Raw genomic sequence first — 25,763 nt, forward strand, 5'->3', positions numbered from 1 at the left:
CCCGGGCACCCTGGCGGGTTTTTGCTTTTGCGCGGCAGTAAGATGAATGACTGTCCACGACGCTATACCCAAAAGAAAGCGGCTTATCGGTCAGTTTCACCTCTTCAACGAAAACCCGCCAGTGCAAACTGGCGGGTTTTTGCTTTTGCGCGGCAGTAAGATGAATGACTGTCCACGACGCTATACCCAAAAGAAAGCGGCTTATCGGTCAGTTTCTTTTTTTCAGTATAAATACTCTTTTTTCGTCACCCTTTTTGTCTCCCGAGATTACTTACCTGCAAATATGAATTATTAGTTTTGTGATCATCAACACAAAATGCTATCCGTGCATTATGATGACAGCAGAAACCATGGAAAACGATTGCATTCACAAAATGACATCCTGCTATGATGGTAAAAATTGACGTTAATAAATTGTTCGAGATGATCAATATCTGTATTCGACTTTTTAAAATATTGATAAAATAAATGTTTTGTGACCAACAAATTCCGCGAAAAAATGTGACGCGGCGCATTATTTACCTGTAAATATGATTTGTTTATAATAAAATTTGATAACTTGCTCATTAAATTTAACTTAAAATTCGACTGAGAAATACACGATATTTGCTTGAAATATCGTCGCAGGGCATTTTTAATAAGTTATATAAAGCGTGTTGTTATCGCCATAAAATATGGTTATCCCCCCCTTTGTTTTTTGATAAAAGTCAGGCTTTACGCGGATTTTATTATGTTAACTTATTGATATTAAAGATTTATATTGATTTAAGTAGATACCTGGAAAGCAATTGAAAGTTAATTTGTGAGTGGTCGCACATATCCTATTCATTCCATTTTGATACACTTCATGTCGTCAATGAGGTAATTAATGCAGGCCGATATGAGCACTATTCTTCTTCCTAAAACGCAGCACCTGGTAGTCTTTCAGGAAGTCATCAGAAGTGGCTCTATTGGCTCGGCTGCAAAAGAATTAGGTTTAACTCAACCTGCTGTAAGTAAAATCATTAACGATATTGAAGATTATTTTGGCGTGGAATTAGTGGTACGGAAAAATACCGGTGTAACGCTGACGCCAGCCGGTCAATTGTTGCTCTCACGTTCCGAATCCATTACCCGCGAAATGAAAAATATGGTTAATGAGATAAGCGGTATGTCCTCTGAAGCCGTGGTGGAAGTCTCATTTGGTTTTCCTTCGCTAATTGGCTTTACCTTTATGTCCGGGATGATCAACAAATTCAAAGAGGTGTTCCCGAGAGCGCAAGTCTCAATGTATGAAGCACAGTTGTCCTCGTTCTTACCTGCTATCCGCGACGGACGCCTCGATTTTGCGATTGGTACGTTAAGTGCAGAGATGAAGCTTCAGGATTTGCATGTTGAGCCGCTGTTCGAGTCCGAGTTTGTGCTGGTGGCCAGCAAGTCCCGAACATGCACCGGCACTACCACGCTGGAGTCGTTGAAAAACGAACAGTGGGTGTTGCCGCAAACTAATATGGGATACTACAGCGAACTTCTCACCACGTTACAAAGAAATGGCATCAGTATTGAAAACATCGTTAAAACCGACTCAGTCGTGACAATTTATAATCTTGTTCTCAATGCTGATTTCTTAACCGTTATTCCTTGTGATATGACTTCACCTTTTGGTTCTAATCAATTTATTACTATTCCGGTTGAAGAAACGTTGCCCGTGGCGCGATATGCCGCGGTATGGTCAAAAAATTATCGTATTAAAAAAGCAGCATCGGTTTTGGTTGAACTAGCCAAAGAGTATTCATCTTATAATGGGTGTAGACGAAGACAATTAATAGAAGCTGATTAGTTATTTGTTTTTCTCAAACATAAATAATCCACCTGTCTTTTCTCGGGTGTCGGTTACGGTTACCTACATATTTAATTCAGGTTAAGAGGTTTATCATGCATATTACATACGATCTCCCGGTTGCTATTAATGACATTATCGAAGCAAAACAACGATTGGCTGGGCGAATTTATAAAACAGGCATGCCTCGATCCAATTATTTTAGTGAACGTTGCAAAGGTGAAATATTCCTTAAGTTTGAAAATATGCAGCGTACTGGTTCATTTAAAATTCGTGGCGCATTTAATAAATTAAGCTCTTTAACTGATGCTGAAAAACGCAAAGGTGTGGTGGCCTGTTCTGCGGGTAACCATGCGCAAGGGGTTTCGCTCTCCTGCGCAATGCTGGGCATCGACGGGAAAGTGGTAATGCCGAAAGGCGCGCCAAAATCCAAGGTCGCGGCGACATGTGACTACTCCGCTGAAGTTGTTCTGCACGGCGACAACTTTAACGACACCATCGCCAAAGTTAGCGAAATTGTCGAAACGGAAGGCCGTATTTTTATCCCACCTTATGATGATCCGAAAGTGATTGCCGGTCAGGGAACGATTGGCCTGGAAATTATGGAAGATCTCTATGATGTCGATAATGTGATTGTGCCAATTGGCGGTGGCGGTTTAATTGCTGGTATTGCGGTAGCGATTAAATCTATTAACCCGACAATTCGTGTTATCGGTGTGCAATCAGAAAACGTTCACGGCATGGCGGCTTCTTTCCACTCGGGAGAAATAACCACGCACCGAACTACCGGCACCCTGGCGGATGGTTGTGATGTCGCCCGCCCGGGTAATTTAACTTACCAAATCGTTCGTGAATTAGTCGATGACATCGTGCTGGTCAGCGAAGACGAAATCAGAAACAGTATGATTGCCTTAATTCAGCGCAATAAAGTCGTCACCGAAGGCGCAGGCGCTCTGGCATGTGCTGCTTTGTTAAGCGGTAAATTAGACCAATATATTCAAAACAGAAAAACCGTCAGCATTATTTCCGGCGGCAATATCGATCTTTCTCGCGTCTCTCAAATTACCGGTTTCGTTGACGCTTAATCATCTCGTTGAGGATAGGATATGAGTACTTCAGATAGCATTGTATCCAGCCAGACAAAACAATCGTCCTGGCGTAAATCAGATACCACATGGACGTTGGGTTTGTTCGGCACAGCTATTGGTGCCGGCGTGCTGTTCTTCCCTATCCGCGCAGGTTTTGGCGGACTGATCCCGATTCTTCTGATGTTGGTATTGGCATACCCCATCGCGTTTTATTGCCACCGGGCGCTGGCGCGTCTGTGTCTTTCAGGCTCTAACCCTTCCGGCAACATTACGGAAACGGTGGAAGAGCACTTTGGTAAAACGGGTGGCGTGGTCATCACGTTCCTGTACTTCTTCGCGATTTGCCCACTGTTGTGGATTTATGGCGTAACCATTACCAACACCTTTATGACGTTCTGGGAAAACCAGCTTGGCTTTGCGGCGTTGAACCGCGGCTTCGTGGCGCTGTTCCTGCTGCTGCTGATGGCGTTCGTCATTTGGTTTGGTAAGGATCTGATGGTTAAAGTGATGAGTTACCTGGTATGGCCATTTATCGCCAGCCTGGTACTGATTTCTCTGTCACTGATCCCTTACTGGAACTCTGCTGTTATTGATCAAGTTGACCTCAGTGCGCTGACGTTAACCGGTCATGACGGTATCTTGATTACCGTCTGGCTGGGGATTTCCATCATGGTCTTCTCCTTTAACTTCTCGCCAATCGTCTCTTCCTTCGTGGTTTCTAAGCGTGAAGAGTATGAGAAAGACTTCGGTCGCGACTTCACCGAGCAGAAATGCTCACAGATCATCTCCCGTGCCAGCATGTTGATGGTTGCCGTGGTCATGTTCTTTGCCTTCAGCTGCCTGTTTACGCTGTCTCCGGCAAACATGGCGGAAGCAAAAGCACAGAACATTCCGGTGCTTTCTTATCTGGCTAACCACTTTGCTTCCATGTCCGGCGAGAAATCGACGTTCGCCACCGTACTGGAATATGCCGCTTCTATTATCGCACTGGTTGCTATCTTCAAATCTTTCTTCGGTCACTATCTGGGAACGCTGGAAGGTCTGAACGGTCTGGTACTGAAGTTCGGCTACAAAGGCGATAAGACGAAAGTGTCTTCCGGCAAACTGAACACCATCAGCATGATCTTCATCATGGGTTCCACCTGGGTAGTTGCTTACGCCAACCCGAACATTCTGGACCTGATTGAAGCCATGGGCGCGCCGATTATCGCTTCACTGCTGTGCCTGTTGCCGATGTATGCCATCCGTAAAGCGCCGTCGCTGGCGAAATACCGTGGTCGTCTGGATAACGTGTTTGTTACCGTGATTGGTCTGCTGACCATCCTGAACATCGTATACAAACTGTTTTAATCCGTAACTCAGGATGAGAAAAGAGATGAATGAATTTCCGGTTGTTTTGGTTATTAACTGTGGTTCGTCTTCAATTAAGTTTTCCGTGTTGGATGCCTCGAACTGTGATGTATTAATGTCAGGTATTGCCGACGGTATTAATTCGGAAAATGCATTCTTATCCGTAAATGGAGGAGAGCCAGCACCGCTGGCTCACCACAGCTACGAAGGTGCACTGAAGGCAATTGCGTTTGAACTGGAAAAACGGAATTTAAATGACAGCGTGGCCTTAATTGGCCACCGCATCGCCCACGGCGGCAGTATTTTTACCGAGTCCGCCATTATTACCGATGAAGTCATTGATAATATCCGTCGCGTTTCTCCACTGGCGCCGCTGCATAATTACGCCAATTTAAGTGGCATTGAATCGGCCCAGCAATTATTTCCTGGCGTAACTCAGGTAGCGGTATTTGATACCAGCTTCCACCAGACAATGGCCCCGGAAGCGTTTTTATACGGCCTGCCGTGGAAATATTACGAAGAGCTGGGTGTGCGCCGCTATGGCTTCCACGGCACGTCTCACCGCTATGTGTCCCAGCGTGCGCATTCTCTGCTGGATCTGGCGGAAGAAGACTCCGGCCTGGTGGTGGCGCATCTTGGCAATGGCGCGTCTATTTGCGCGGTTCGTAACGGGCAGAGTGTGGATACTTCAATGGGTATGACGCCGCTGGAAGGGCTGATGATGGGGACGCGCAGTGGCGATGTCGACTTCGGCGCGATGTCCTGGGTGGCCAGTCAAACCAACCAGAGTCTTAGCGATCTGGAACGCGTGGTGAATAAAGAATCGGGATTATTGGGGATTTCCGGTCTTTCTTCCGACCTGCGTGTACTGGAAAAAGCCTGGCATGAAGGTCATGAACGTGCACAACTGGCAATTAAAACGTTTGTTCACCGAATTGCCCGTCATATTGCCGGACACGCTGCCTCATTACATCGCCTGGATGGAATTATATTCACCGGCGGAATAGGTGAGAATTCAAGTTTAATTCGTCGTCTGGTCATGGAACATTTGACTGTATTAGGCGTAGAGATTGATGCAGAAATGAATAATCGCTCTAACGCTTACGGTGAAAGAATTGTGTCCAGTGAAAATGCGCGCGTAATTTGCGCCGTTATTCCGACTAATGAAGAAAAAATGATTGCGCTAGATGCAATTCATTTAGGCAAAGTTAAAGCACCCGCAGAATTTGCATAATTTAGTTGAAGTATTGTAGAGAGATTATTTTTCATGAAGGTAGATATTGATACCAGCGATAAGCTGTACGCCGACGCATGGCTTGGCTTTAAAGGTACGGACTGGAAAAACGAAATTAATGTCCGCGATTTTATTCAACATAACTATACACCGTATGAAGGGGATGAATCCTTCCTCGCTGAAGCGACGCCAGCCACCACGGCATTGTGGGAAAAGGTGATGGAAGGTATTCGTATCGAAAACGCGACCCACGCGCCGGTTGATTTCGATACCAATATTGCCACCACTATTACTGCCCATGATGCAGGTTATATCAACCAGCCGCTGGAAAAAATTGTTGGCCTGCAAACAGATGCGCCACTGAAACGTGCGCTGCATCCGTTTGGCGGCATCAACATGATTAAAAGTTCATTCCATGCCTATGGCCGTGAAATGGACAGCGAATTTGAATACGTGTTTACCGATCTGCGTAAAACCCATAACCAGGGCGTATTTGATGCTTACTCACCGGATATGCTGCGCTGCCGTAAATCTGGCGTATTGACTGGTCTGCCGGACGGTTATGGCCGTGGGCGTATTATCGGTGACTATCGCCGCGTGGCGTTGTACGGCATCAGTTATCTGGTCCGTGAACGCGAACTGCAATTTGCCGATCTCCAGTCTCGTCTGGAAAAAGGGCAAGATCTGGAAGCCACCATCCGTCTGCGTGAAGAGCTGGCAGAACATCGTCATGCGCTGCTGCAGATTCAGGAAATGGCGGCGAAATACGGCTTCGACATCTCTCGTCCAGCGCAAAATGCGCAGGAAGCGGTGCAGTGGCTCTACTTCGCTTACCTGGCGGCGGTGAAATCGCAAAACGGCGGCGCGATGTCGCTGGGTCGTACTGCATCGTTCCTCGATATCTACATTGAACGTGACTTCAAAGCCGGCGTGCTCAACGAGCAGCAGGCGCAGGAATTGATCGACCACTTCATCATGAAGATCCGCATGGTGCGCTTCCTGCGTACGCCGGAATTTGATTCGCTGTTCTCCGGCGACCCTATCTGGGCAACGGAAGTCATCGGCGGGATGGGGCTGGACGGTCGTACGCTGGTGACCAAAAACTCCTTCCGTTATCTGCATACACTGCACACCATGGGGCCAGCACCGGAACCTAACCTGACCATTCTGTGGTCGGAAGCATTGCCGATTGCCTTCAAAAAATATGCGGCACAAGTCTCCATCGTCACTTCTTCTTTGCAGTATGAAAACGACGATCTGATGCGTACTGACTTCAACAGCGACGATTACGCGATTGCCTGCTGCGTCAGCCCGATGGTGATTGGTAAGCAGATGCAGTTCTTCGGCGCACGCGCTAACCTGGCGAAAACGCTGCTGTACGCAATTAACGGCGGGGTGGATGAGAAGCTGAAGATTCAGGTCGGCCCGAAAACAGCACCACTGATGGACGACGTTCTGGACTACGACAAAGTCATGAGCAGCCTTGACCATTTCATGGACTGGCTGGCAGTGCAGTACATCAGCGCGCTGAACATCATCCACTATATGCACGACAAGTACAGCTACGAAGCCTCACTGATGGCGCTGCACGATCGTGATGTTTATCGCACGATGGCATGTGGTATTGCGGGCCTGTCGGTGGCGACGGATTCACTTTCCGCAATTAAATATGCTCGCGTGAAACCAATCCGTGACGAAAACGGCCTGGCGGTGGACTTTGAAATCGACGGCGAATATCCGCAGTACGGCAACAACGACGAGCGTGTAGACAGCATTGCTTGTGACCTGGTTGAACGCTTTATGAAGAAAATTAAAGCCCTGCCAACCTATCGTAACGCCGTACCAACTCAGTCGATTCTGACCATCACCTCTAACGTGGTGTACGGCCAGAAAACCGGTAACACACCGGATGGTCGTCGCGCCGGTACACCGTTCGCACCAGGTGCTAACCCGATGCATGGTCGTGACCGCAAAGGGGCCGTGGCTTCGCTGACCTCCGTTGCCAAGCTGCCGTTCACCTACGCTAAAGACGGTATTTCGTACACCTTCTCAATTGTCCCTGCGGCGCTGGGCAAAGAAGATCCGGTACGCAAAACCAATCTTGTCAGCCTGCTGGATGGTTATTTCCACCACGAAGCGGATGTGGAAGGCGGTCAGCACCTCAACGTCAACGTTATGAATCGGGAAATGTTGCTGGATGCTATTGAGCACCCGGAAAAATACCCGAACCTGACAATCCGTGTCTCTGGCTACGCCGTGCGCTTCAACGCACTGACCCGTGAACAGCAGCAGGATGTGATTTCACGTACCTTTACCCAGGCGCTTTGATGCCGGAGGATGTATGAAAAAGATTATCGAAACGCAACGTGCGCCAGGCGCAATCGGCCCATATGTTCAGGGCGTTGATTTAGGCAGTATGGTATTCACCTCCGGGCAAATTCCGGTTTGTCCGCAGACCGGGGAGATCCCTGCGGACGTGAAAGATCAGGCGCGTTTAAGTCTGGAAAACGTCAAAGCGATCGTGGTTGCTGCCGGGCTGACCGTTGGCGATATCGTGAAGATGACGGTGTTCATTACCGACCTTAATGACTTTGGCACCATCAATGAAGTCTACAAGCAGTTTTTTGACGAGCATCAGGCGACCTACCCGACACGCAGCTGCGTGCAGGTAGCGCGTTTGCCGAAAGATGTGAAGCTGGAAATTGAAGCTATCGCGGTACGCAACGCATAAAGCTCCTGAGCGGGGCGATCGCAGGGTCGCTCCGCTCCTCTTCACGAACGGCAATCCGAGGGTGTGGATATGATTAGTGCATTCGATATTTTCAAAATTGGGATTGGTCCCTCCAGTTCTCATACCGTGGGGCCAATGAATGCCGGAAAAAGTTTTATTGATCGACTGGAGAAGAGCGGCTTATTAACCGCGACGAGCCACATTGTGGTCGATCTTTATGGATCGTTGTCACTGACGGGCAAAGGTCACGCCACGGATATCGCTATCATCATGGGACTGGCAGGAAATAGTCCGCAGGACGTTGTTATTGATGAGATACCTGCATTTATGGAATTAGTGACGCGCAGCGGAAGGTTGCCGGTGGCAGCGGGCGCACATGTCGTTGATTTCCCAGTGGCAAAGAACATTATTTTCCATGCGGAAACGCTGCCCCGTCATGAGAATGGGATGCGTATTACCGCGTGGAAAAAGCAGGAAGAACTGTTAAGCAAAACCTATTATTCAGTCGGTGGCGGATTTATTGTCGAAGAAGAACAATTCGGCTTGTCACTGGATGTTGAAACGCTCGTCCCTTACGATTTCCATTCAGCAGGTGAGCTGCTGAAAATGTGTGATTACAACGGGTTATCTATTTCTGGTTTGATGCTGCAAAACGAGTTGGCGCTACGTAGCAAAGCCGAAATTGATGCTGGTTTTTCGCGTATCTGGCAGGTGATGCATGACGGTATTGAACGCGGTATGAATACCGAAGGTGTGCTGCCAGGCCCGCTCAATGTGCCACGTCGGGCGGTGGCGCTGCGGCGTTTGCTGGTTTCCAGCGACAATATCTCTAACGATCCGATGAACGTGATCGACTGGATCAATATGTTTGCTCTGGCAGTCAGCGAAGAAAATGCCGCTGGCGGGCGTGTTGTGACAGCGCCAACTAACGGCGCTTGCGGCATTATTCCTGCGGTGCTGGCCTATTACGATAAATTCCGCCGCCCGCTCAATGAGCGCTCCATTGCCCGTTTTCTGCTGGCGGCTGGCGCTATCGGTGCGCTGTATAAAATGAATGCCTCCATTTCCGGTGCGGAAGTGGGCTGTCAGGGCGAAATTGGCGTGGCCTGTTCAATGGCGGCGGCAGGGTTAACCGAACTGCTGGGCGGCAGCCCGGCGCAGGTGTGCAATGCGGCGGAAATCGCTATGGAACACAACCTGGGACTGACCTGCGATCCGGTTGCCGGGCAGGTGCAAATTCCGTGTATTGAACGCAATGCTATTAATGCTGTTAAAGCCGTGAACGCCGCGCGGATGGCGATGGGACGCACTTCCGCACCGCGTGTTTCTCTCGATAAAGTTATCGAGACGATGTACGAAACCGGCAAAGATATGAACGATAAATACCGCGAAACTTCACGCGGAGGACTGGCCATTAAAGTGGTCTGCGGCTGATATCTCATCTGCGTTTATACTGGGGTGCACAAAATGTGCACCCTTTTTTATTGTGATCTGCCGCAAATAGAGAATAACTATTTCTCTAAGATTGATTTGATAGAAAATTATTATCCATAATTGCTATTTCAAAGTCTTGATTGTGAAGATTTTCTCTGACCTCACGCGTATCATTTCTTCATTCTAATAACTCGCCTGCAAAAAAACGTAGACCGCGTATCGCCTTGATGCGGCTCGAAAAAAATAATAAGCCCTACAAAATATTGAGCGAGAACTTATGGAAATTGCAACGAATAAAGGCGTCATTGCAGACGCTTCGACCCCGGCGGGTCGTGCTGGAATGAGTGAAAGTGAATGGCGTGAAGCTATCAAATTCGACAGTACCGACACCGGTTGGGTGATTATGAGTATTGGGATGGCGATTGGCGCGGGGATAGTTTTTCTCCCGGTGCAGGTCGGATTGATGGGATTGTGGGTATTTTTGCTCTCATCAGTGATTGGCTACCCGGCAATGTATCTGTTTCAGCGATTGTTTATTAATACGCTGGCGGAATCTCCAGAGTGTAAAGATTACCCGAGTGTCATTAGTGGTTATTTGGGTAAAAACTGGGGCATTTTGTTAGGTGCACTTTACTTTGTGATGCTGGTTATTTGGATGTTTGTTTACTCCACCGCCATCACTAACGATAGCGCCTCCTATCTGCATACTTTCGGCGTGACGGAAGGATTGCTGTCTGACAGTCCGTTTTATGGCCTGGTACTGATTTGTATTCTGGTAGCTATCTCTTCACGCGGCGAGAAACTGTTATTCAAAATTTCGACCGGCATGGTGCTGACCAAACTGCTGGTGGTGGCGGCGCTGGGTGTATCGATGGTCGGGATGTGGCATCTGTATAACGTAGGTTCGCTGCCGCCGCTGGGGCTGCTGGTGAAAAACGCCATTATCACACTGCCGTTTACCTTAACCTCGATTCTGTTTATTCAGACGTTAAGCCCGATGGTGATTTCCTATCGCTCGCGAGAAAAATCGATCGAAGTAGCACGACACAAAGCGTTGCGGGCGATGAACATTGCGTTTGGGATCCTGTTTGTCACCGTCTTTTTCTACGCAGTGTCGTTCACTCTGGCGATGGGACATGACGAGGCAGTAAAAGCCTACGAGCAGAATATTTCCGCGCTGGCGATTGCAGCTCAGTTTATTAGCGGCGACGGTGCAGCATGGGTGAAAGTGGTTAGCGTCATCCTCAATATCTTTGCCGTAATGACAGCGTTCTTTGGCGTCTATTTAGGCTTTCGCGAAGCAACGCAAGGGATCGTAATGAACATCCTGCGCCGCAAGATGCCAGCTGAGAAGATTAACGAAAATCTCGTTCAGCGCGGCATCATGATTTTCGCCATTTTACTGGCCTGGAGCGCCATCGTACTGAATGCGCCAGTGTTGAGCTTTACCTCTATCTGTAGCCCGATTTTCGGCATGGTAGGGTGCCTGATCCCGGCGTGGTTGGTTTACAAAGTACCGGCATTGCACAAATACAAAGGTGCCTCTCTGTACCTGATTATCGTCACCGGTTTGTTGCTTTGCGTTTCTCCGTTCCTGGCATTTTCATGATTTACCTGAAATTTTAAGGTTTTTATTATGTTTGATTCGACTTTAAATCCGTTATGGCAGCGTTACATCCTTGCAGTTCAGGAGGAAGTAAAACCGGCGCTGGGATGTACTGAACCGATCTCACTGGCGCTGGCGGCGGCGGTTGCTGCGGCAGAACTGGAAGGTCCGGTTGAACGTGTAGAAGCCTGGGTTTCGCCAAATCTGATGAAGAACGGTCTGGGCGTCACCGTTCCCGGTACGGGAATGGTGGGGCTGCCGATTGCCGCGGCTCTGGGGGCGTTAGGTGGAAATGCCAACGCCGGGCTGGAAGTGCTGAAAGACGCAACGGCGCAGGCAATTGCTGATGCCAAAGCGTTGCTGGCTGCGGGGAAAGTCTCAGTCAAGATCCAGGAACCTTGCGATGAAATCCTCTTCTCACGCGCCAAAGTCTGGAACGGCGAGCAGTGGGCTTGTGTCACCATCGTCGGCGGACATACCAACATTGTGCATATCGAGACGCACAATGGCGTGGTTTTTACCCAGCAGGCGTGTGTGGCAGAGGGCGAGCAAGAGTCGCCGCTGGCGGTGCTCTCCAGAACGACGCTGGCCGAGATCCTGAAGTTCGTCAATGAAGTGCCGTTTGAGGCTATCCGCTTTATTCTCGATTCTGCGAAATTAAACTGCGCGTTATCGCAGGAAGGTTTGAGTGGGAACTGGGGGCTGCATATTGGCGCGACGCTGGAAAAACAGTGTGCACGCGGTTTGCTGGCGAAAGATCTCTCCTCTTCAATTGTGATTCGTACCAGCGCGGCATCCGATGCGCGTATGGGGGGCGCAACGCTTCCGGCAATGAGTAACTCCGGTTCTGGCAACCAGGGGATCACCGCGACAATGCCCGTGGTGGTGGTCGCGGAACACTTCGGGGCAGATGATGAACGGCTGGCGCGCGCGCTGATGCTTTCGCATTTGAGCGCGATTTATATCCATAACCAGTTACCGCGTTTGTCTGCGCTGTGTGCCGCAACGACCGCCGCAATGGGCGCCGCCGCTGGGATGGCATGGCTGGTGGATGGGCGTTATGAAACCATCTCGATGGCAATCAGCAGCATGATCGGTGATGTTAGCGGTATGATTTGCGATGGCGCGTCGAACAGTTGCGCGATGAAGGTTTCGACCAGTGCGTCGGCGGCGTGGAAAGCGGTGTTAATGGCGCTGGATGATACCGCCGTGACTGGCAATGAAGGGATTGTGGCGCATGATGTTGAGCAGTCAATCGCCAACCTGTGTGCGCTGGCAAGTCATTCAATGCAGCAAACGGATCGGCAGATTATCGAGATTATGGCCAGTAAGGCCAGGTAAGCACCGGATTTCGGAGGTCATACCTGATGCCGGATGCGATGCTGACGCATCTTATCCGGCCTACGGATTGTGCGATTTGTTGATGTTGTTGGGTTTTGTACCTGGTGCCGGATGCGATGCTGGCGCATCTTATCCGGCTTACGGGGTGTGCAATTTGTTGGTTTTGTAGGCCGGATAAGGCGTTTACGCCGCATCCGGCAATCTGTTTTTATGCGGTAGCTTCATCCTCGGCTAACCGTATTTCGGCGTCGGCTACTATCGCCTCCAACTCACTCAACATCTCTTCATAGCCAAAACTTTTGGTAGCGCGGGTGGTTTCTTTTGCTGCAACGGACTTTACTGGCTGACGTTTCTTCGCCGATTTTTTACTCATCATCTTCTCCCTGTAAAAAAACTAGACAGGTAAATCTATCAGCAAAGCGCGCAGCGGGGAATCAGCAACGAGTGTAATGTTAGCCTCGTCACGAATAAATGCGCCATCACCGCAGGTCAGCGCAGCTTTCTCTTCGTGATGCGTAAGCGCATGAAATTGACCGTGGATCGATTGCAAATAAGCGCGCGGACCGTGCAGTTGAAAGTTCGCGCTTTCTCCCTCGGCGAGCACAATATGATGCAGCCACACCTGCTGGCGCAGTTGCAGGCTACCTTTCGCGCCATCTGGCGAGGCGATTAATTGCTGCTTGTCCATATTCAGCGCCAGTTTTTGAATCAGCGGATTCTCCCGTTGCGGGCAGGCATCCAGCCAGAGCTGCATTCGCGTTAACGGTTTGTCCTTGCTGATATTATGTTCGCTATAACTCACGCCCGGCTGAGTAGAAAGCAATAAGGCTTCACCGGCGTGGGCCTGAACATGATTACCTTCGCTGTCCCGATACTCTGCTTCTCCGTCGAGAATCACATTCAAAATATCAACTTTTGGGTAGGTACGTGGCTGGAAGGCGGCTCCTGGGGCCAACACTTCCTGGTTAAGCACGCGCAGGGAGGCATAGCCTAACAATTTAGGGTCGAAGTAGTGTCCAAAGGAAAAAGTATACCGGGCCTGCAACCATCCGTAGTCTGCTTGTCCACACTGCCTGGCAGTTCGGGTAGTAATCATAATTCTTGACCTCTCTTTACTTCCTTTTATGGTAAGGGGCTGGACGCTACATTGTTAGCCAGATATTCTGCCCGGTATGTTCAAATTTCCTGAATGAGAACGAAATGGCCAAAGAAAGGGCATTAACGCTGGAAGCACTAAGGGTTATGGATGCGATCGATCGCCGTGGTAGTTTTGCGGCGGCGGCCGATGAGCTGGGACGCGTGCCTTCCGCGCTTAGCTACACCATGCAAAAACTGGAAGAAGAGCTCGATGTGGTGCTGTTTGACCGCTCGGGCCATCGCACCAAATTCACCAATGTCGGGCGGATGTTGTTGGAGCGAGGACGTGTTCTGCTGGAAGCCGCAGATAAACTGACCACCGATGCCGAAGCCCTCGCGCGTGGTTGGGAAACGCATCTCACCATCGTGACCGAGGCGCTGGTGCCCACGCCTGCCTTTTTCCCGTTGATCGACAAACTGGCGGCTAAAGCCAATACCCAACTGGCAATCATCACCGAAGTGCTGGCGGGGGCGTGGGAGCGGCTGGAACAGGGGCGAGCAGATATTGTTATCGCGCCGGATATGCATTTTCGTTCCTCGTCGGAGATCAACTCTCGTAAGCTTTACACCTTGATGAACGTCTACGTGGCAGCGCCTGATCACCCGATTCATCAGGAGCCGGAACCGCTTTCTGAAGTTACGCGCGTGAAATATCGCGGAATTGCAGTGGCAGATACTGCTCGTGAACGCCCGGTATTGACCGTACAGTTACTGGATAAACAACCGCGCCTGACGGTCAGCACCATTGAAGATAAACGTCAGGCATTGTTGGCAGGGCTTGGCGTCGCAACGATGCCGTACCCGATGGTAGAAAAAGATATCGCTGAAGGACGGTTGCGTGTAGTTAGTCCGGAATCGACCAGCGAAATCGATATTATTATGGCCTGGCGTCGCGACAGTATGGGAGAAGCAAAATCCTGGTGTCTGCGGGAAATTCCAAAGTTGTTCGCTGGAAAATAATCTATAAAGCACCTTTCACAAGGTGCTTAATTATTATTCCTGTTCCAGTTTTGGATCAGGTCCAAACCGGTTTTCGCCTGGTGTCCCCGGCTGGCAGTTAAAGATGATGATAATCAGCCAACCGATAAACGGAATTAAGAACAGTAGCACCCACCATGCTGAACGGTCGGTGTCATGCAGGCGACGGAACTGTACAGCCCACCACGGCAAAAATACCAGAATGCCGTAGATAGTCGTCAGGATGCCTTCGCCACCGGCACGTTGCCAGCCCAGCATTTTATCCAGCAGCCCCAGCACGAGCGTAAAGATGATGTTGACTAGAATAAACATCCAGTACTCTTTGCGCCGTGCACGTCCCCGGAAACCGACATAATTTTTTAGTACTTTCAGATACCAGTCCATTTTTGCCTCAATTTTGCTCAATCACTTGTTTTTAAAGCAGCAAATTAAGAATAGACATGAATGAATTTGCAGTAAATATTATCGCGATGAATTAATAAGGCGCTGTGAAGGATAAGGGCAAGCGCAAAATCGCCAGATGCGCTACGCTTATCTGGCTTGGGCGGGTTCTGCAATATATTGAATGTACAATGTTTTGTAGGTCAGATAAGGCGTTCCCGCCACATCCGACATGAACAACACGCACTTAGCCAACAACCAGAGGCACCACGAAGGGTGCCTTTGTTTAACCGAAGCGAACATCCCGCCCGTGCGGTTCATCGAGATCCTGCCACGGGCCAATCGAAATAATTCCTGTTGGGTTGATGGTCTTATGGCTGCGGAAGTAGTGATTACGGATATGGTCGAAATTGACGGTTTCAGCTATTCCCGGCATCTGATAGATATCGCGCAGGAAGCCATACAAATTCAGGTAATCGCTGATACGGTGCTTATCGCACTTGAAGTGGGTGACATACACCGGATCAAAACGGACCAGCGTGGTCCACAGGCGAATATCGGCTTCGGTTAGCTGGTTACCTGTCAGGAAGCGATGCTGCCCTAATATCTGTTCCAGACGCGCCAGTGATTCAAACACTTTCACCACCGCCTCGTCGTAGGCTTCCTGGCTGGTGGCAAAACCAGCTTTATAGACGCCATTATTTACGGTGTCGTATATCCAGCCGTTAAGTTCGTCAATTTTAGTTTGCAGAGCCGGGGGGTAATAATCGCCCGCTTTTGCGCCCAGCGCATCAAATGCGGTATTGAACATGCGGATGATTTCTGCTGATTCGTTGCTGACAATGGTGTGATTTTTTTTGTCCCACAGCACGGGGACAGTAACACGTCCGCTGTAGTGTGGATCAGCGTGGAGATAAAGCTGGTACAGGAATTCATGTTGATAGAGCGTATCGCCGGTTGCACCCGGGAAACTGTCATCAAAGGTCCAGCCGTTTTCCAGCATCAGCGGGTTCACCACGGATACGGAAATAAACGGTTCCAGTCCTTTGAGTTTACGCATGATCAGCGTGCGGTGCGCCCACGGGCAGGCGAGTGAGACATAGAGATGATAACGATCTTTCTCTGCGGCAAATCCACCTTTGCCAGTGGGGCCTGGTGCGCCATCGGCAGTGAGCCAGTTACGAAATGCGGAAGCTGAACGTTGAAATTTACCGCCAGTGGATTTGGTGTCGTACCAGGTGTCATGCCAGACGCCGTCAATCAGTTGACCCATTTTTCTCTCCTCCAATAGCAAAAACGAGGAGCGTTTCTCCTCGTTTGAGACTGATGGCAAACGCAAAACTGCCTGATGCGCTATGCTTATCAGGCCTACGAGGTTCTTGCAATATATTGAATTTGCATGTTTTTGTAAGCCGGATAAAGCGTTCACGCCGCATCCGGCATGAACAACGCGTACTTTGTCAACAATCTGAAACGAGGAGTTTCCCCCTCGTTTTTTATCGTTAAGTATAGCGCGTGCTTACCACTTTTTATTCAGCAGACGGTCGATGCTATACGCGCCCGGTCCGGTAATCGCCAGCAGCAGGAATCCGCCAGAAATTGTCAGGTTTTTCATGAACATCAGCGAGTTGACGCCTTCAGCAAAGTTGCTGTGAAATAAAAACGCCGTCAACAGTGTAAAGCCAGCGGTAAACAGCGCGGTGGTGCGAGTCAGGAAACCGAACAGGATTGCCAAACCGCCACCGAACTCAAGCAGGATCACCAGCGGCAGCATAAAGCCCGGGACGCCCATTGCTTCCATATATTGTTGAGTACCCGCGTAGCCAGTAATTTTCCCCCAACCTGCGCTAATGAACAGAATCGGCATTAAAATACGCGCTACCAGTACACCAACATCTTCTAATTTTTTCATCATACTCTCCACTGCGCCACTCAGGCTGCTGATTGTTTTTTTGTGCAAGGGCGCGGTATTAGCGTCATTGCTGTCGATGGAGAGAAGCATAAACGTAGTGAATGGTGATTGTTAGCAAGGAAAACTGTCAAAAATTTTCAAAAAATTTGAGGGATAAGGCCGGAATAGTTCCGGCCAGAGAGGAATTCAACCGCGAAGCTGTTGCTGATTGAGGGTGGTTTTAACCAGACGCCACGCACTCCAGACGCCAAAACCGCGCCTGGCCCATCGGACCAGCATATTCGGATGGCGAATCGTCCAGATAGCCATCACGCTGCTGCCGACCAGCGCCCAGGAACGCAGGCTCAACAGCATATTCCAACGACGATCGTAGGCGCCTGTCGCCTCCAGCCAGTCACGCCGACTGGCGGAAAGATCCAACCGTTGCTGCTGGATCTGACGAAGCAGCTGTGCCTTACGTTGTTCACGTTCGACTTTACCGCTCACGGGACTCCTCCTCGAGAAGTTGTCGATCGTTTGCCAGTTCGTGACGCGTATGGCGCAGCAAGGTGGATTTGCGCGACTTGCGTAATGTCCAGATACCGCCGATGAGTGCCAGAAGCAGCAACACCACAGTGGTGGCAATCATTGCATTCAGGCGATATTGCGGATCAACTGCCCAGATAATCAGCACCATCAGGCTCATAAGACCAAATGCAGCGAAAAGCATCGTCAGGCCGAGCATCAGTAAAAGCTGAAAGATATTGGCTTTTTCTTCTTCCAGCTCAACCACCGCCAGCCGCAGACGCGTCTCCACCATTTCGACCATGATGGTGACAATTCGCTGCCCGATTCCCAGAACGCTTTTACCGGGCCCTTGCGCGTGATGAGTGTCCGCCATAATTAACGACGCGACAGCAGAACGCCCAGCACCACGCCGATGGCTGCGCCAATACCAACTCCCGCCCACGGATTTTCACGCACATACTCATCGGCACGCGCCGCCGCTTCGCGGGTTTGTTTAGCAATCGCATCACCGGTTTCACCCAGACGATAGCGACTCTGCTTCAGTGCCTGTTCCGCTTTGCTACGAATCTTACTCAGCTCTTCTTTTGACTTTTCGCCAGAGGAGCTAAGCACCTCTTCCAGCGTATCGGACAGGGATTTCAACTCAGCACGCAGGTGTTCCGTAGTGTGTTCTTTCGACATAGTTTTCTCCAGGTGAGTAAGTATTAACTATTGGGGATTAGTAGTCGCGCGCTTCCAGCTTTTTCAGCTCTTCCTGCGCTTCTGCCAGTTTCCGTTCGCGTTTAGCAATCTTATCGGCATCGCCTTTTTGTTTCGCCTCGGCTAAATCATGCTTGCGTTCTGCCACTTCATCTTTCTGCTTCGCGATTTTCTTTTGATGATCGGCACGCAACTGGTTATCTGAACAATTCGCCCGCACTTCACTAAGGGCTTTGTTCAGGCCATTGATACGATTCTGGTTTTGGTGTTTTTCGGCATAGCTGATCTCCTTAAGGATATTTTGCTCCTTTTCCTGACAAAGGGTAGTGGCATAACTACTGACACTAAGAGCAAAAAGAGAAACAGCTAAAGCGATGCGGTATTTCATTCTTGAACCTTCCATTGTGACTCGGACCCATTACAGAGGAACGATTGTCCAGACAACGAGGCGGTGGTATTAACCACCGCCTTATTAATCATAGACAGTAACGGTGAAATCACCAAAGTGAGTGATATGTTTCGGATAACAGGAAGTTATCCGAAGCGATGAGAATTGTCCCGCAGCCGGGTCAGCCATTGCATGGCCTGATTATTATCGTCCTGCTGCGCAATGATGTAGCCATGAGGCAATGTTCTATCGAGGACCGCTTTGGCGGCGGCGCTTTGATCGCTGGAATCAAATGTAATCAACAGAGTGTCATTCTTAGGGGTGATGCTTTTGAAAGGAATTCCATGAGCGTCAAGGTGATGCCAGATGGAAAAACCGTCCGGCATCGTCGTCCCTTGATGAATGGCGCGGATCGCCAGCGTGGATTCTTGTTGACGAACCGCAGACCAGGCCAGCAGCAGCGTGCCAGCCAGCAATATAGCAGCGCCGAACCAGGCTAGCTGGCGAAGCGACATGCGAGGTATTTGCATCCTTTACCCCCGATTTCCATATTTCTTTTTCCATAACACAACCAGAGAACCTGCCAGGCCGAACACCAGCAGTACCACCGGGAGCAGCATCAGGCATGACATCAGCTGGTCCTCATACTTCAAAAATACCGGCGTCTTGCCGAGCATGTAACCTAAGGTTGTCAGAATCAACACCCACAGCAGGCCACTCATCCAGTTGAAGAACTGAAAGCGGGCGTTATTCAGCCCTGACAATCCGGCAATGGTTGGCAGTAATGTTCTGACAAATGCGATAAAGCGACCAATTAACAGCGCAGATAAACCGTGTTTATGAAAAAGATGGTGTGCGCGTTGGTGGTAGTGCGCAGGTAAATGGGATAGCCAGTTTTGTACGGTACGGGTGTTTCCCAGCCATCGCCCCTGTATGTAGCTGACCCAGCAACCGAGGCTGGCCGCAACAGTGAGCAGCATAATAGTCTGCGGGTAACCCATTGCGCCTTTGGCAATCAATACACCGACCAACACCAGCAAGCTGTCGCCTGGTAAAAAGGCCGCTGGAAGCAAGCCGTTTTCGAGGAACAAAATCACAAACAAGACAAAATACAACATGCCAATCATCGACGGATTGGCCAGGGTTTCAAAATCCTGCGCCCACAGGGCTTGCAGCAATTGGGTCAAAAGTTCCATTCATTATTCCTGGTGAATCGGTTAACGCCACGCCGGTTTTAAATGATGCACACCCGTCAGGTTATTGCTGTTGTTGTATATATTGCGGGTCGAGACACCAATACGGCCTGAACTATTCCCTGTTAAAACGTGAGATAAGAAAACATTTAATAGCATAAATTCAAATTGAATCTAATTGTAACAAAGGTCAACGTTGTTCGTTATCAAAATTACATGTCCGTGGAGTCTGATTTTGCTGATTGCAGAGGAGGGTGGCGAGAGGATTTACACAGGCTGACACTTTATACTTTTCGCTTACTGATAAAGCGAACAGGCGCGTTGCTGCGCCTGTCAGAAATGGGAGTTTATTTGCTGCTGTTGGCCACAGTATCCAGATGAACGACTGGATTCTCGGCGAACAAATAGCGGTCGGCATTGAACTCGAAATCGTCACTGGTTTCGTTAAACAACATAATTTTGGTATTTTCCAGATGCTGCCACATTGCAAGTTTGGCGGCATGAGGATCTTTGCGTATCAACGCTTTGAGGATCTGATCGTGGTCATCACACCAGTTATCGACGGTACGGGAATCAATGTGCTCGTGCAGCTTTTTCCAGTACGGGTTATGGCTACGCTGGGTCCACATTTTCTCTACGATGGCAGCCAGTGCAGAGTTCTGCGTCGCTAATGCGACCTGAATATGAAACTGCAAATCCCACTCGGAATCACGGAAGCATTGTTCGCCGCGCGCCTGCTCCTGGATGGCCATCAGTTTCATGATGTCCTGTTTCGTTACCTGGGTTGCAGCAAACTCGGCAATATTGCTTTCGATAAGTTGACGTGCCTGGAGCAGTTCAAACGGACCGTAATTGGCAAATTCCATATTCGCGTCCGCCGCCTGCTGATGGCGAGGCTGGTTGGAAACCACATGAATTCCCGAGCCTTTGCGTACTTCTACATAGCCCTCGACTTCAAGCATGATGATAGCTTCACGAACCACGGTGCGGCTGACGTTTTTTTCATCAGAAATAAAACGTTCGGCGGGCAGTTTATCACCCACCAGATAGACGCCCTGCTCGATGCGTTCTTTCAGGTCAGCGGCGAGCTGTTGGTACAAACGGCGTGGTTCAGTGATTTCCATATGCGCTCCAGGCATGATACGGCAGACTATATTTGTTATACCACTTTTGCGAGCTTAGCTCTACTCGCAGTGGTGAAAAAGCCGCCTGAGAAGGCGGCTTTGAAGGGAAACTAAAACTTACAGTTAGCGTTAATGTTGCGGTGCGGGGTCGTTATGTGATTCCTGCGCTACCTCAATTGCCGGTTTGTTCTGCAACACGGTCCAGATAACCAGCGCGCCTAACAGGTCGAACACTGCCAGTACTGCGAACAGCGGGCTGAAGCCGATGGTGTCAGCCAGTGCACCTACAACCAGCGCAAACAGCGTACTTGCCAGCCACGCAGACATCCCAGTCAGACCGTTTGCCGTTGCCACTTCGTTACGACCAAACACGTCAGAAGAGAGGGTAATCAGCGCGCCAGACAGCGCCTGGTGAGCAAAACCACCGATACACAGCAGCATAATCGCGACATACGGGTTGGTGAACAGACCGATCATACCTGGGCCAATCATCAGTACCGCACCCAGTGTTACCACCATCTTACGGGAAACAATCAGGTTCACACCAAACCAACGCTGGAACAGTGGCGGCAGGTAACCACCGAGGATACAACCAAGGTCAGCAAACAGCATTGGCATCCAGGCGAACATCGCGATCTCTTTCAGGTTAAAGCCGTAAACTTTAAACATGAACAGCGGGATCCACGCGTTGAAAGTACCCCAGGCCGGTTCAGCCAGGAAGCGCGGTAATGCGATACCCCAGAACTGACGGTTACGCAGGATCTGAGCAACGGACATTTTCTTCGCCGCGCCAACCTGGTGCTGGGCTTCCTGACCATTAATAATGTAGTCACGTTCTTCATCGGTCAGATGTTTCTGGTCGCGTGGATGTTTATAGAAAATCAGCCATGCCATCGCCCAGATAAAGCTCAACGCACCGGAGATAATAAATGCCATCTGCCAGCTGTGCATGACGATTGCCCATACCACCAGCGGCGGCGCAATCATCGCACCAATTGAGGAACCAACGTTAAAGTAACCTACTGCGATGGAGCGTTCTTTCGCCGGGAACCATTCAGAACTGGCTTTCAGACCTGCAGGGATCATCGCTGCTTCTGCCGCACCTACCGCACCACGGGCAATCGCCAGACCGCCCCAGCTACCAGCCAGTGCGGTTGCGCCACAGAATACCGCCCACAGCACGGCAAACATTGCGTAACCGATTTTCGTCCCCAGAACATCCAGTACATAACCCGCTACAGGTTGCATGACCGTATATGCAGCAGAATAGGCTGCGATGATGTAGGAATACTGTTGGGTGGAGATGTTTAACTCTTCCATCAGAGTTGGTGCAGCTGCCGCCACAGTGTTACGCGTCAGGTAACCGAGCACGGTGCCGAGCGTCACCAATGCGATCATGTACCAACGTAACCCTTTAATTTTACGCATGTAAAACCTCATCGTTTTGTTATATCCGCAATAAGCGCGGTCATCATCCTGCCTGGGGCAGAGGATGTTAGTTACGACCGGATGACCGAAAAAAAAACCGGTACACCCCGAACGCTGCCATGAAAGTTTCGTGCTAATTCGGCTTCCGTACCGGTCAACCCAATTCATCTAACAAATGAATGAATCGGCAATTTGCATTCCGTCGACTTATGATTCGCGACGGCAGAAAGATAACTTGTCATACAACTTTAAAAGGTGAGAGCCATCACAAATGTGGGAATATTTGTAGGGGCATTACTGGATGAGAGCGAAGCCAGAACTGGCGCGGCTTGCAGAGGGATTTACCACTTTGAGAGTAATTTTTTTAACTACGTTTATTGATCTAACTCACGAAAATATCTTCGGGCTCTGGAAATTGGTGTGATAACTTTGTCAGCATCGCACCCTAAGCAAGCTAGCTCACTCGTTGAGAGGAAGACGATAATGACTCCGTTTATGACTGAAGATTTCCTGTTAGATACTGAATTTGCCCGCCGTCTGTATCACGACTACGCAAAAGACCAGCCGATTTTCGACTACCACTGCCATTTACCGCCGCAGCAAATCGCAGAAGACTATCGCTTTAAGAATCTGTATGACATCTGGCTGAAAGGCGACCACTACAAATGGCGTGCAATGCGTACCAATGGTGTTGCTGAGCGCCTGTGTACTGGTGATGCATCTGATCGTGAGAAGTTTGATGCCTGGGCGGCGACCGTTCCGCACACGATCGGTAACCCGTTATACCACTGGACGCACCTCGAACTGCGTCGTCCGTTTGGCATCACTGGCAAACTGCTGTCTCCGTCTACTGCAGATGAAATCTGGAACGAATGTAACGAACTGCTGGCGCAGGACAAATTCTCCGCGCGCGGCATCATGCAGCAGATGAACGTGAAAATGGTCGGCACCACCGACGACCCGATCGACTCTCTGGAACATCACGCAGAGATCGCCAAAGACGGCTCTTTCAACATCAAAGTGCTGCCGAGCTGGCGTCCGGATAAAGCCTTCAACATTGAACAGGCGACCTTTAACGACTACATGGCGAAGCTGGGCGAAGTTTCCGATACCGACATTCGCCGCTTTGCAGACCTGCAAACTGCTCTGACCAAACGTCTGGATCACTTCGCCGCTCACGGTTGTAAAGTGTCTGACCACGCGCTGGACGTGGTGATGTTTGCCGAAGCGAACGAAGCGGAACTGGATAGCATCCTGGCACGTCGTCTGGCAGGCGAAACCCTGAGTGAGCATGAAGTCGCACAGTTCAAAACTGCGGTGCTGGTATTCCTGGGCGCCGAATACGCACGTCGCGGCTGGGTACAGCAGTACCACATTGGCGCGCTGCGTAATAACAACCTGCGTCAGTTCAAACTGCTGGGGCCGGATGTTGGCTTTGACTCCATCAACGACCGTCCGATGGCGGAAGAACTGTCTAAGCTGCTGAGCAAACAGAACGAAGAAAACCTGCTGCCGAAAACCATTCTCTACTGCCTGAATCCGCGCGATAACGAAGTGCTGGGCACCATGATCGGTAACTTCCAGGGCGAAGGTATGCCAGGCAAAATGCAGTTCGGTTCCGGCTGGTGGTTTAACGATCAGAAAGACGGTATGGAACGTCAGATGACTCAACTGGCACAGCTCGGTCTGCTGAGCCGTTTTGTTGGGATGCTGACTGACAGCCGTAGCTTCCTGTCGTACACCCGTCACGAATACTTCCGCCGCATTCTGTGCCAGATGATTGGCCGCTGGGTGGAAGCGGGCGAAGCACCGGCGGACATCAACCTGCTGGGCGAGATGGTGAGAAATATTTGCTTTAACAATGCGCGTGACTACTTCGCCATTGAACTGAACTAAGGTCTGGGGTTGATATGCAATACATCAAGATCCATGCGCTGGATAACGTCGCGGTCGCGTTAGTGGATTTGGCGGAAGGCACTGAAATCAGTGTCGATAACCAGACCGTAACGCTGCGCCAGGATGTTGCTCGTGGACATAAATTTGCGTTAACAGATATCGAAAAAGGGGCCAACGTCATTAAATATGGCCTACCGATTGGTTATGCATTGGCGGATATTGCGGCGGGGGAACACGTTCACGCCCACAATACGCGCACGAATCTGAGCGATCTGGATCAGTATCGCTATCAACCTGATTTTCAGGATCTGCCTGCGCAAGCGGCAGATCGTGAAGTGCAGATCTATCGTCGCGCTAACGGTGATGTCGGGGTGCGTAACGAGTTGTGGATCCTGCCGACCGTGGGCTGCGTTAACGGCATCGCGCGACAGATCCAGAACCGTTTTTTGAAAGAGACGAACAACGCTGAAGGTACTGACGGTGTGTTCCTCTTCAGCCACACCTATGGCTGCTCGCAGCTGGGCGACGATCACATTAATACCCGCACCATGCTGCAAAACATGGTGCGTCATCCGAACGCAGGCGCCGTGTTGGTCATTGGTCTGGGCTGTGAAAACAACCAGGTTGATGCTTTCCGTGAAACGCTGGGCGATATCGATCCTGAACGCGTTCATTTCATGATCTGCCAACAGCAGGATGATGAGATTGAAGCCGGGATCGAGCATTTACATCAGCTGTATAACGTCATGCGCAATGACAAGCGCGAGCCGGGCAAACTTAGCGAACTGAAGTTTGGTCTGGAGTGCGGCGGTTCCGACGGCCTTTCCGGTATTACTGCTAACCCAATGCTGGGGCGTTTCTCTGATTACGTCATCGCTAACGGCGGTACTACCGTGCTGACCGAAGTACCGGAGATGTTCGGTGCAGAGCAGTTACTGATGGACCATTGCCGTGACGAAGCGACGTTTGAAAAATTGGTCACCATGGTCAACGACTTCAAACAGTACTTTATTGCCCATGACCAGCCGATCTACGAAAACCCATCGCCGGGGAACAAAGCGGGTGGTATCACCACGCTGGAAGATAAATCACTCGGCTGTACGCAGAAAGCGGGCTCCAGCCAGGTGGTAGACGTGCTGCGCTACGGCGAACGTTTGAAAACACCAGGGCTGAACCTGTTAAGTGCACCGGGTAACGATGCCGTAGCGACCAGCGCCCTGGCGGGTGCGGGCTGCCACATGGTGCTGTTTAGTACCGGTCGCGGCACGCCGTACGGCGGATTTGTACCGACGGTGAAAATCGCTACCAACAGCGAACTGGCAGCGAAGAAAAAACACTGGATCGACTTTGACGCGGGTCAGCTGATCCACGGTAAAGCGATGCCGCAGTTGCTGGAAGAATTTATCGATACCATCGTTGAGTTTGCCAACGGTAAGCAAACCTGCAACGAGCGTAACGACTTCCGCGAACTGGCGATCTTTAAAAGCGGCGTAACGCTGTAAAGTCGAAATAAGTTG

At 50.1% G+C, this 25,763-nt stretch carries 27 protein-coding genes; 12 read left to right on the forward strand and 15 right to left on the reverse strand.

Features of this window, described 5'->3' with window-relative positions; genetic code table 11:
- Together FEK50_RS24320 and tdcR are read right to left on the reverse strand one after the other, a co-directional pair.
- On the reverse strand, window positions 1-190 hold a 190-nt coding region (locus FEK50_RS24320), incomplete at its 3' end, for a hypothetical protein (protein ID WP_205713609.1).
- A gap of 140 nt (window positions 191-330) precedes the next feature.
- Complete coding sequence (gene tdcR, locus FEK50_RS24485) at window positions 331-567, reverse strand: transcriptional activator TdcR (protein ID WP_131160922.1); 237 nt, start codon at window positions 565-567, stop codon at window positions 331-333.
- A 313-nt stretch (window positions 568-880) separates the two neighbouring features.
- Here tdcR and tdcA point away from each other — a divergent pair, with 313 nt between their 5' ends.
- The 9 genes from tdcA to cyuA all read left to right on the forward strand — a co-directional run bounded on the left by tdcA (window position 881) and on the right by cyuA (window position 12,603).
- Window positions 881-1,819 carry a transcriptional regulator TdcA gene (gene tdcA, locus FEK50_RS09480; protein ID WP_130210820.1) on the forward strand — a complete coding sequence of 313 codons (939 nt, stop codon included), beginning with the start codon at window positions 881-883 and terminating at the stop codon, window positions 1,817-1,819.
- A gap of 95 nt (window positions 1,820-1,914) precedes the next feature.
- Window positions 1,915-2,904 (forward strand): bifunctional threonine ammonia-lyase/L-serine ammonia-lyase TdcB, encoded by a 990-nt coding sequence (gene tdcB, locus FEK50_RS09485; protein WP_130210804.1) that lies wholly within the window; start codon window positions 1,915-1,917, stop codon window positions 2,902-2,904.
- A gap of 21 nt (window positions 2,905-2,925) precedes the next feature.
- Window positions 2,926-4,257, forward strand: a complete 1,332-nt coding sequence (gene tdcC, locus FEK50_RS09490; RefSeq protein ID WP_130210806.1) for a threonine/serine transporter TdcC — start codon at window positions 2,926-2,928, stop codon at window positions 4,255-4,257.
- Window positions 4,258-4,282: 25 nt separating this feature from the next.
- The gene (gene tdcD / locus FEK50_RS09495; RefSeq protein WP_131160923.1) at window positions 4,283-5,491 is read left to right on the forward strand and encodes a propionate kinase; all 1,209 of its coding nucleotides are present in this window, start codon (window positions 4,283-4,285) and stop codon (window positions 5,489-5,491) included.
- 33 nt (window positions 5,492-5,524) lie between these two features.
- A complete protein-coding gene (gene tdcE, locus FEK50_RS09500; protein WP_131160924.1) occupies window positions 5,525-7,819 on the forward strand; it encodes a 2-ketobutyrate formate-lyase/pyruvate formate-lyase in 2,295 nt (764 codons plus the stop codon).
- Window positions 7,820-7,832: 13 nt separating this feature from the next.
- Window positions 7,833-8,222 carry an enamine/imine deaminase gene (locus FEK50_RS09505; RefSeq protein WP_064529572.1) on the forward strand — a complete coding sequence of 130 codons (390 nt, stop codon included), beginning with the start codon at window positions 7,833-7,835 and terminating at the stop codon, window positions 8,220-8,222.
- A 69-nt stretch (window positions 8,223-8,291) separates the two neighbouring features.
- On the forward strand, window positions 8,292-9,656 hold the full coding sequence (gene tdcG, locus FEK50_RS09510; RefSeq protein WP_131160925.1) for an L-serine ammonia-lyase: 1,365 nt from the start codon (window positions 8,292-8,294) through the stop codon (window positions 9,654-9,656).
- Window positions 9,657-9,933: 277 nt separating this feature from the next.
- Window positions 9,934-11,265, forward strand: a complete 1,332-nt coding sequence (locus tag FEK50_RS09515) for an amino acid permease (RefSeq protein ID WP_130210814.1) — start codon at window positions 9,934-9,936, stop codon at window positions 11,263-11,265.
- A 27-nt stretch (window positions 11,266-11,292) separates the two neighbouring features.
- A complete protein-coding gene (gene cyuA / locus FEK50_RS09520) occupies window positions 11,293-12,603 on the forward strand; it encodes a cysteine desulfidase (RefSeq protein ID WP_130210816.1) in 1,311 nt (436 codons plus the stop codon).
- Window positions 12,604-12,811: 208 nt separating this feature from the next.
- Here cyuA and yhaL read toward each other — a convergent pair whose 3' ends face one another.
- Together yhaL and FEK50_RS09530 are read right to left on the reverse strand one after the other, a co-directional pair.
- Window positions 12,812-12,976, reverse strand: coding sequence for a protein YhaL (gene yhaL / locus FEK50_RS09525; RefSeq protein ID WP_130210466.1), 165 nt, complete (start codon window positions 12,974-12,976; stop codon window positions 12,812-12,814).
- 21 nt (window positions 12,977-12,997) lie between these two features.
- A complete protein-coding gene (locus FEK50_RS09530) occupies window positions 12,998-13,699 on the reverse strand; it encodes a pirin family protein (RefSeq protein WP_130218287.1) in 702 nt (233 codons plus the stop codon).
- A gap of 104 nt (window positions 13,700-13,803) precedes the next feature.
- Here FEK50_RS09530 and yhaJ point away from each other — a divergent pair, with 104 nt between their 5' ends.
- Window positions 13,804-14,700: a DNA-binding transcriptional regulator YhaJ gene (gene yhaJ, locus FEK50_RS09535; protein ID WP_001041008.1), complete on the forward strand. Its 897-nt coding sequence runs from the start codon at window positions 13,804-13,806 to the stop codon at window positions 14,698-14,700.
- Between the two features lie 33 nt (window positions 14,701-14,733).
- Here the strand turns inward: yhaJ and FEK50_RS09540 are convergent, their stop codons facing one another.
- From FEK50_RS09540 to exuT, 11 genes are all read right to left on the reverse strand, one after another.
- Window positions 14,734-15,102 (reverse strand): DUF805 domain-containing protein, encoded by a 369-nt coding sequence (locus tag FEK50_RS09540; RefSeq protein ID WP_130218283.1) that lies wholly within the window; start codon window positions 15,100-15,102, stop codon window positions 14,734-14,736.
- Window positions 15,103-15,385: 283 nt separating this feature from the next.
- The gene (gene yqjG, locus FEK50_RS09545; protein WP_130210378.1) at window positions 15,386-16,372 is read right to left on the reverse strand and encodes a glutathionyl-hydroquinone reductase YqjG; all 987 of its coding nucleotides are present in this window, start codon (window positions 16,370-16,372) and stop codon (window positions 15,386-15,388) included.
- A 246-nt stretch (window positions 16,373-16,618) separates the two neighbouring features.
- A complete protein-coding gene (locus FEK50_RS09550; RefSeq protein ID WP_063100739.1) occupies window positions 16,619-17,011 on the reverse strand; it encodes a DoxX family protein in 393 nt (130 codons plus the stop codon).
- Window positions 17,012-17,197: 186 nt separating this feature from the next.
- On the reverse strand, window positions 17,198-17,497 hold the full coding sequence (locus FEK50_RS09555) for a YqjK-like family protein (RefSeq protein WP_130210382.1): 300 nt from the start codon (window positions 17,495-17,497) through the stop codon (window positions 17,198-17,200).
- Window positions 17,487-17,891: a phage holin family protein gene (locus tag FEK50_RS09560; RefSeq protein WP_130210384.1), complete on the reverse strand. Its 405-nt coding sequence runs from the start codon at window positions 17,889-17,891 to the stop codon at window positions 17,487-17,489. Before FEK50_RS09560 ends, FEK50_RS09555 begins: the two co-directional genes overlap by 11 nt.
- Window positions 17,892-17,893: 2 nt before the next feature.
- Window positions 17,894-18,199, reverse strand: coding sequence for a YqjD family protein (locus tag FEK50_RS09565; RefSeq protein WP_130210386.1), 306 nt, complete (start codon window positions 18,197-18,199; stop codon window positions 17,894-17,896).
- Between the two features lie 37 nt (window positions 18,200-18,236).
- Window positions 18,237-18,605, reverse strand: a complete 369-nt coding sequence (gene yqjC / locus FEK50_RS09570; RefSeq protein WP_130210388.1) for a DUF1090 family protein YqjC — start codon at window positions 18,603-18,605, stop codon at window positions 18,237-18,239.
- Between the two features lie 146 nt (window positions 18,606-18,751).
- Window positions 18,752-19,135, reverse strand: coding sequence for an EnvZ/OmpR regulon moderator MzrA (gene mzrA / locus FEK50_RS09575; RefSeq protein ID WP_130210390.1), 384 nt, complete (start codon window positions 19,133-19,135; stop codon window positions 18,752-18,754).
- 3 nt (window positions 19,136-19,138) lie between these two features.
- Entirely contained in the window at window positions 19,139-19,801 is a 663-nt protein-coding gene (yqjA, locus tag FEK50_RS09580; protein WP_064529586.1) for a DedA family general envelope maintenance protein YqjA, read from the reverse strand.
- A gap of 344 nt (window positions 19,802-20,145) precedes the next feature.
- Window positions 20,146-20,922: a transcriptional regulator ExuR gene (exuR, locus tag FEK50_RS09585; protein ID WP_064529587.1), complete on the reverse strand. Its 777-nt coding sequence runs from the start codon at window positions 20,920-20,922 to the stop codon at window positions 20,146-20,148.
- 129 nt (window positions 20,923-21,051) lie between these two features.
- Window positions 21,052-22,350 carry a hexuronate transporter ExuT gene (gene exuT, locus FEK50_RS09590; RefSeq protein ID WP_130210392.1) on the reverse strand — a complete coding sequence of 433 codons (1,299 nt, stop codon included), beginning with the start codon at window positions 22,348-22,350 and terminating at the stop codon, window positions 21,052-21,054.
- Window positions 22,351-22,833: 483 nt separating this feature from the next.
- On the opposite strand from exuT, the gene uxaC reads away from it, so the two are divergent.
- Both uxaC and uxaA read left to right on the forward strand, forming a co-directional pair.
- Window positions 22,834-24,246: a glucuronate isomerase gene (uxaC, locus tag FEK50_RS09595; protein WP_130210394.1), complete on the forward strand. Its 1,413-nt coding sequence runs from the start codon at window positions 22,834-22,836 to the stop codon at window positions 24,244-24,246.
- A 14-nt stretch (window positions 24,247-24,260) separates the two neighbouring features.
- The gene (gene uxaA / locus FEK50_RS09600) at window positions 24,261-25,748 is read left to right on the forward strand and encodes an altronate dehydratase (RefSeq protein WP_130210396.1); all 1,488 of its coding nucleotides are present in this window, start codon (window positions 24,261-24,263) and stop codon (window positions 25,746-25,748) included.
- Window positions 25,749-25,763: the final 15 nt, after the last annotated feature.

This window comes from Escherichia sp. E2586 (genome assembly GCF_005781105.1).
Classification (GTDB): domain Bacteria; phylum Pseudomonadota; class Gammaproteobacteria; order Enterobacterales; family Enterobacteriaceae; genus Escherichia.

Bases quoted from the DNA above. Each gene is read 5' to 3' on its own strand.
- tdcD (WP_131160923.1), top strand. From the start codon at position 4,283: ATGAATGAATTTCCGGTTGTTTTGGTTATTAACTGTGGTTCGTCTTCA.
- uxaA (WP_130210396.1), top strand. From the start codon at position 24,261: ATGCAATACATCAAGATCCATGCGCTGGATAACGTCGCGGTCGCGTTA.
- FEK50_RS09565 (WP_130210386.1), bottom strand. From the start codon at position 18,199: ATGTCGAAAGAACACACTACGGAACACCTGCGTGCTGAGTTGAAATCC.
- uxaC (WP_130210394.1), top strand. From the start codon at position 22,834: ATGACTCCGTTTATGACTGAAGATTTCCTGTTAGATACTGAATTTGCC.
- yhaL (WP_130210466.1), bottom strand. From the start codon at position 12,976: ATGAGTAAAAAATCGGCGAAGAAACGTCAGCCAGTAAAGTCCGTTGCA.
- tdcB (WP_130210804.1), top strand. From the start codon at position 1,915: ATGCATATTACATACGATCTCCCGGTTGCTATTAATGACATTATCGAA.
- tdcG (WP_131160925.1), top strand. From the start codon at position 8,292: ATGATTAGTGCATTCGATATTTTCAAAATTGGGATTGGTCCCTCCAGT.
- cyuA (WP_130210816.1), top strand. From the start codon at position 11,293: ATGTTTGATTCGACTTTAAATCCGTTATGGCAGCGTTACATCCTTGCA.
- yhaJ (WP_001041008.1), top strand. From the start codon at position 13,804: ATGGCCAAAGAAAGGGCATTAACGCTGGAAGCACTAAGGGTTATGGAT.
- FEK50_RS09530 (WP_130218287.1), bottom strand. From the start codon at position 13,699: ATGATTACTACCCGAACTGCCAGGCAGTGTGGACAAGCAGACTACGGA.
- tdcA (WP_130210820.1), top strand. From the start codon at position 881: ATGAGCACTATTCTTCTTCCTAAAACGCAGCACCTGGTAGTCTTTCAG.
- tdcR (WP_131160922.1), bottom strand. From the start codon at position 567: ATGAGCAAGTTATCAAATTTTATTATAAACAAATCATATTTACAGGTA.
- FEK50_RS09515 (WP_130210814.1), top strand. From the start codon at position 9,934: ATGGAAATTGCAACGAATAAAGGCGTCATTGCAGACGCTTCGACCCCG.
- mzrA (WP_130210390.1), bottom strand. From the start codon at position 19,135: ATGCAAATACCTCGCATGTCGCTTCGCCAGCTAGCCTGGTTCGGCGCT.
- tdcC (WP_130210806.1), top strand. From the start codon at position 2,926: ATGAGTACTTCAGATAGCATTGTATCCAGCCAGACAAAACAATCGTCC.
- yqjC (WP_130210388.1), bottom strand. From the start codon at position 18,605: ATGAAATACCGCATCGCTTTAGCTGTTTCTCTTTTTGCTCTTAGTGTC.
- FEK50_RS09540 (WP_130218283.1), bottom strand. From the start codon at position 15,102: ATGGACTGGTATCTGAAAGTACTAAAAAATTATGTCGGTTTCCGGGGA.
- exuT (WP_130210392.1), bottom strand. From the start codon at position 22,350: ATGCGTAAAATTAAAGGGTTACGTTGGTACATGATCGCATTGGTGACG.
- FEK50_RS09560 (WP_130210384.1), bottom strand. From the start codon at position 17,891: ATGGCGGACACTCATCACGCGCAAGGGCCCGGTAAAAGCGTTCTGGGA.
- yqjG (WP_130210378.1), bottom strand. From the start codon at position 16,372: ATGGGTCAACTGATTGACGGCGTCTGGCATGACACCTGGTACGACACC.
- FEK50_RS09550 (WP_063100739.1), bottom strand. From the start codon at position 17,011: ATGAAAAAATTAGAAGATGTTGGTGTACTGGTAGCGCGTATTTTAATG.
- exuR (WP_064529587.1), bottom strand. From the start codon at position 20,922: ATGGAAATCACTGAACCACGCCGTTTGTACCAACAGCTCGCCGCTGAC.
- yqjA (WP_064529586.1), bottom strand. From the start codon at position 19,801: ATGGAACTTTTGACCCAATTGCTGCAAGCCCTGTGGGCGCAGGATTTT.
- tdcE (WP_131160924.1), top strand. From the start codon at position 5,525: ATGAAGGTAGATATTGATACCAGCGATAAGCTGTACGCCGACGCATGG.
- FEK50_RS09505 (WP_064529572.1), top strand. From the start codon at position 7,833: ATGAAAAAGATTATCGAAACGCAACGTGCGCCAGGCGCAATCGGCCCA.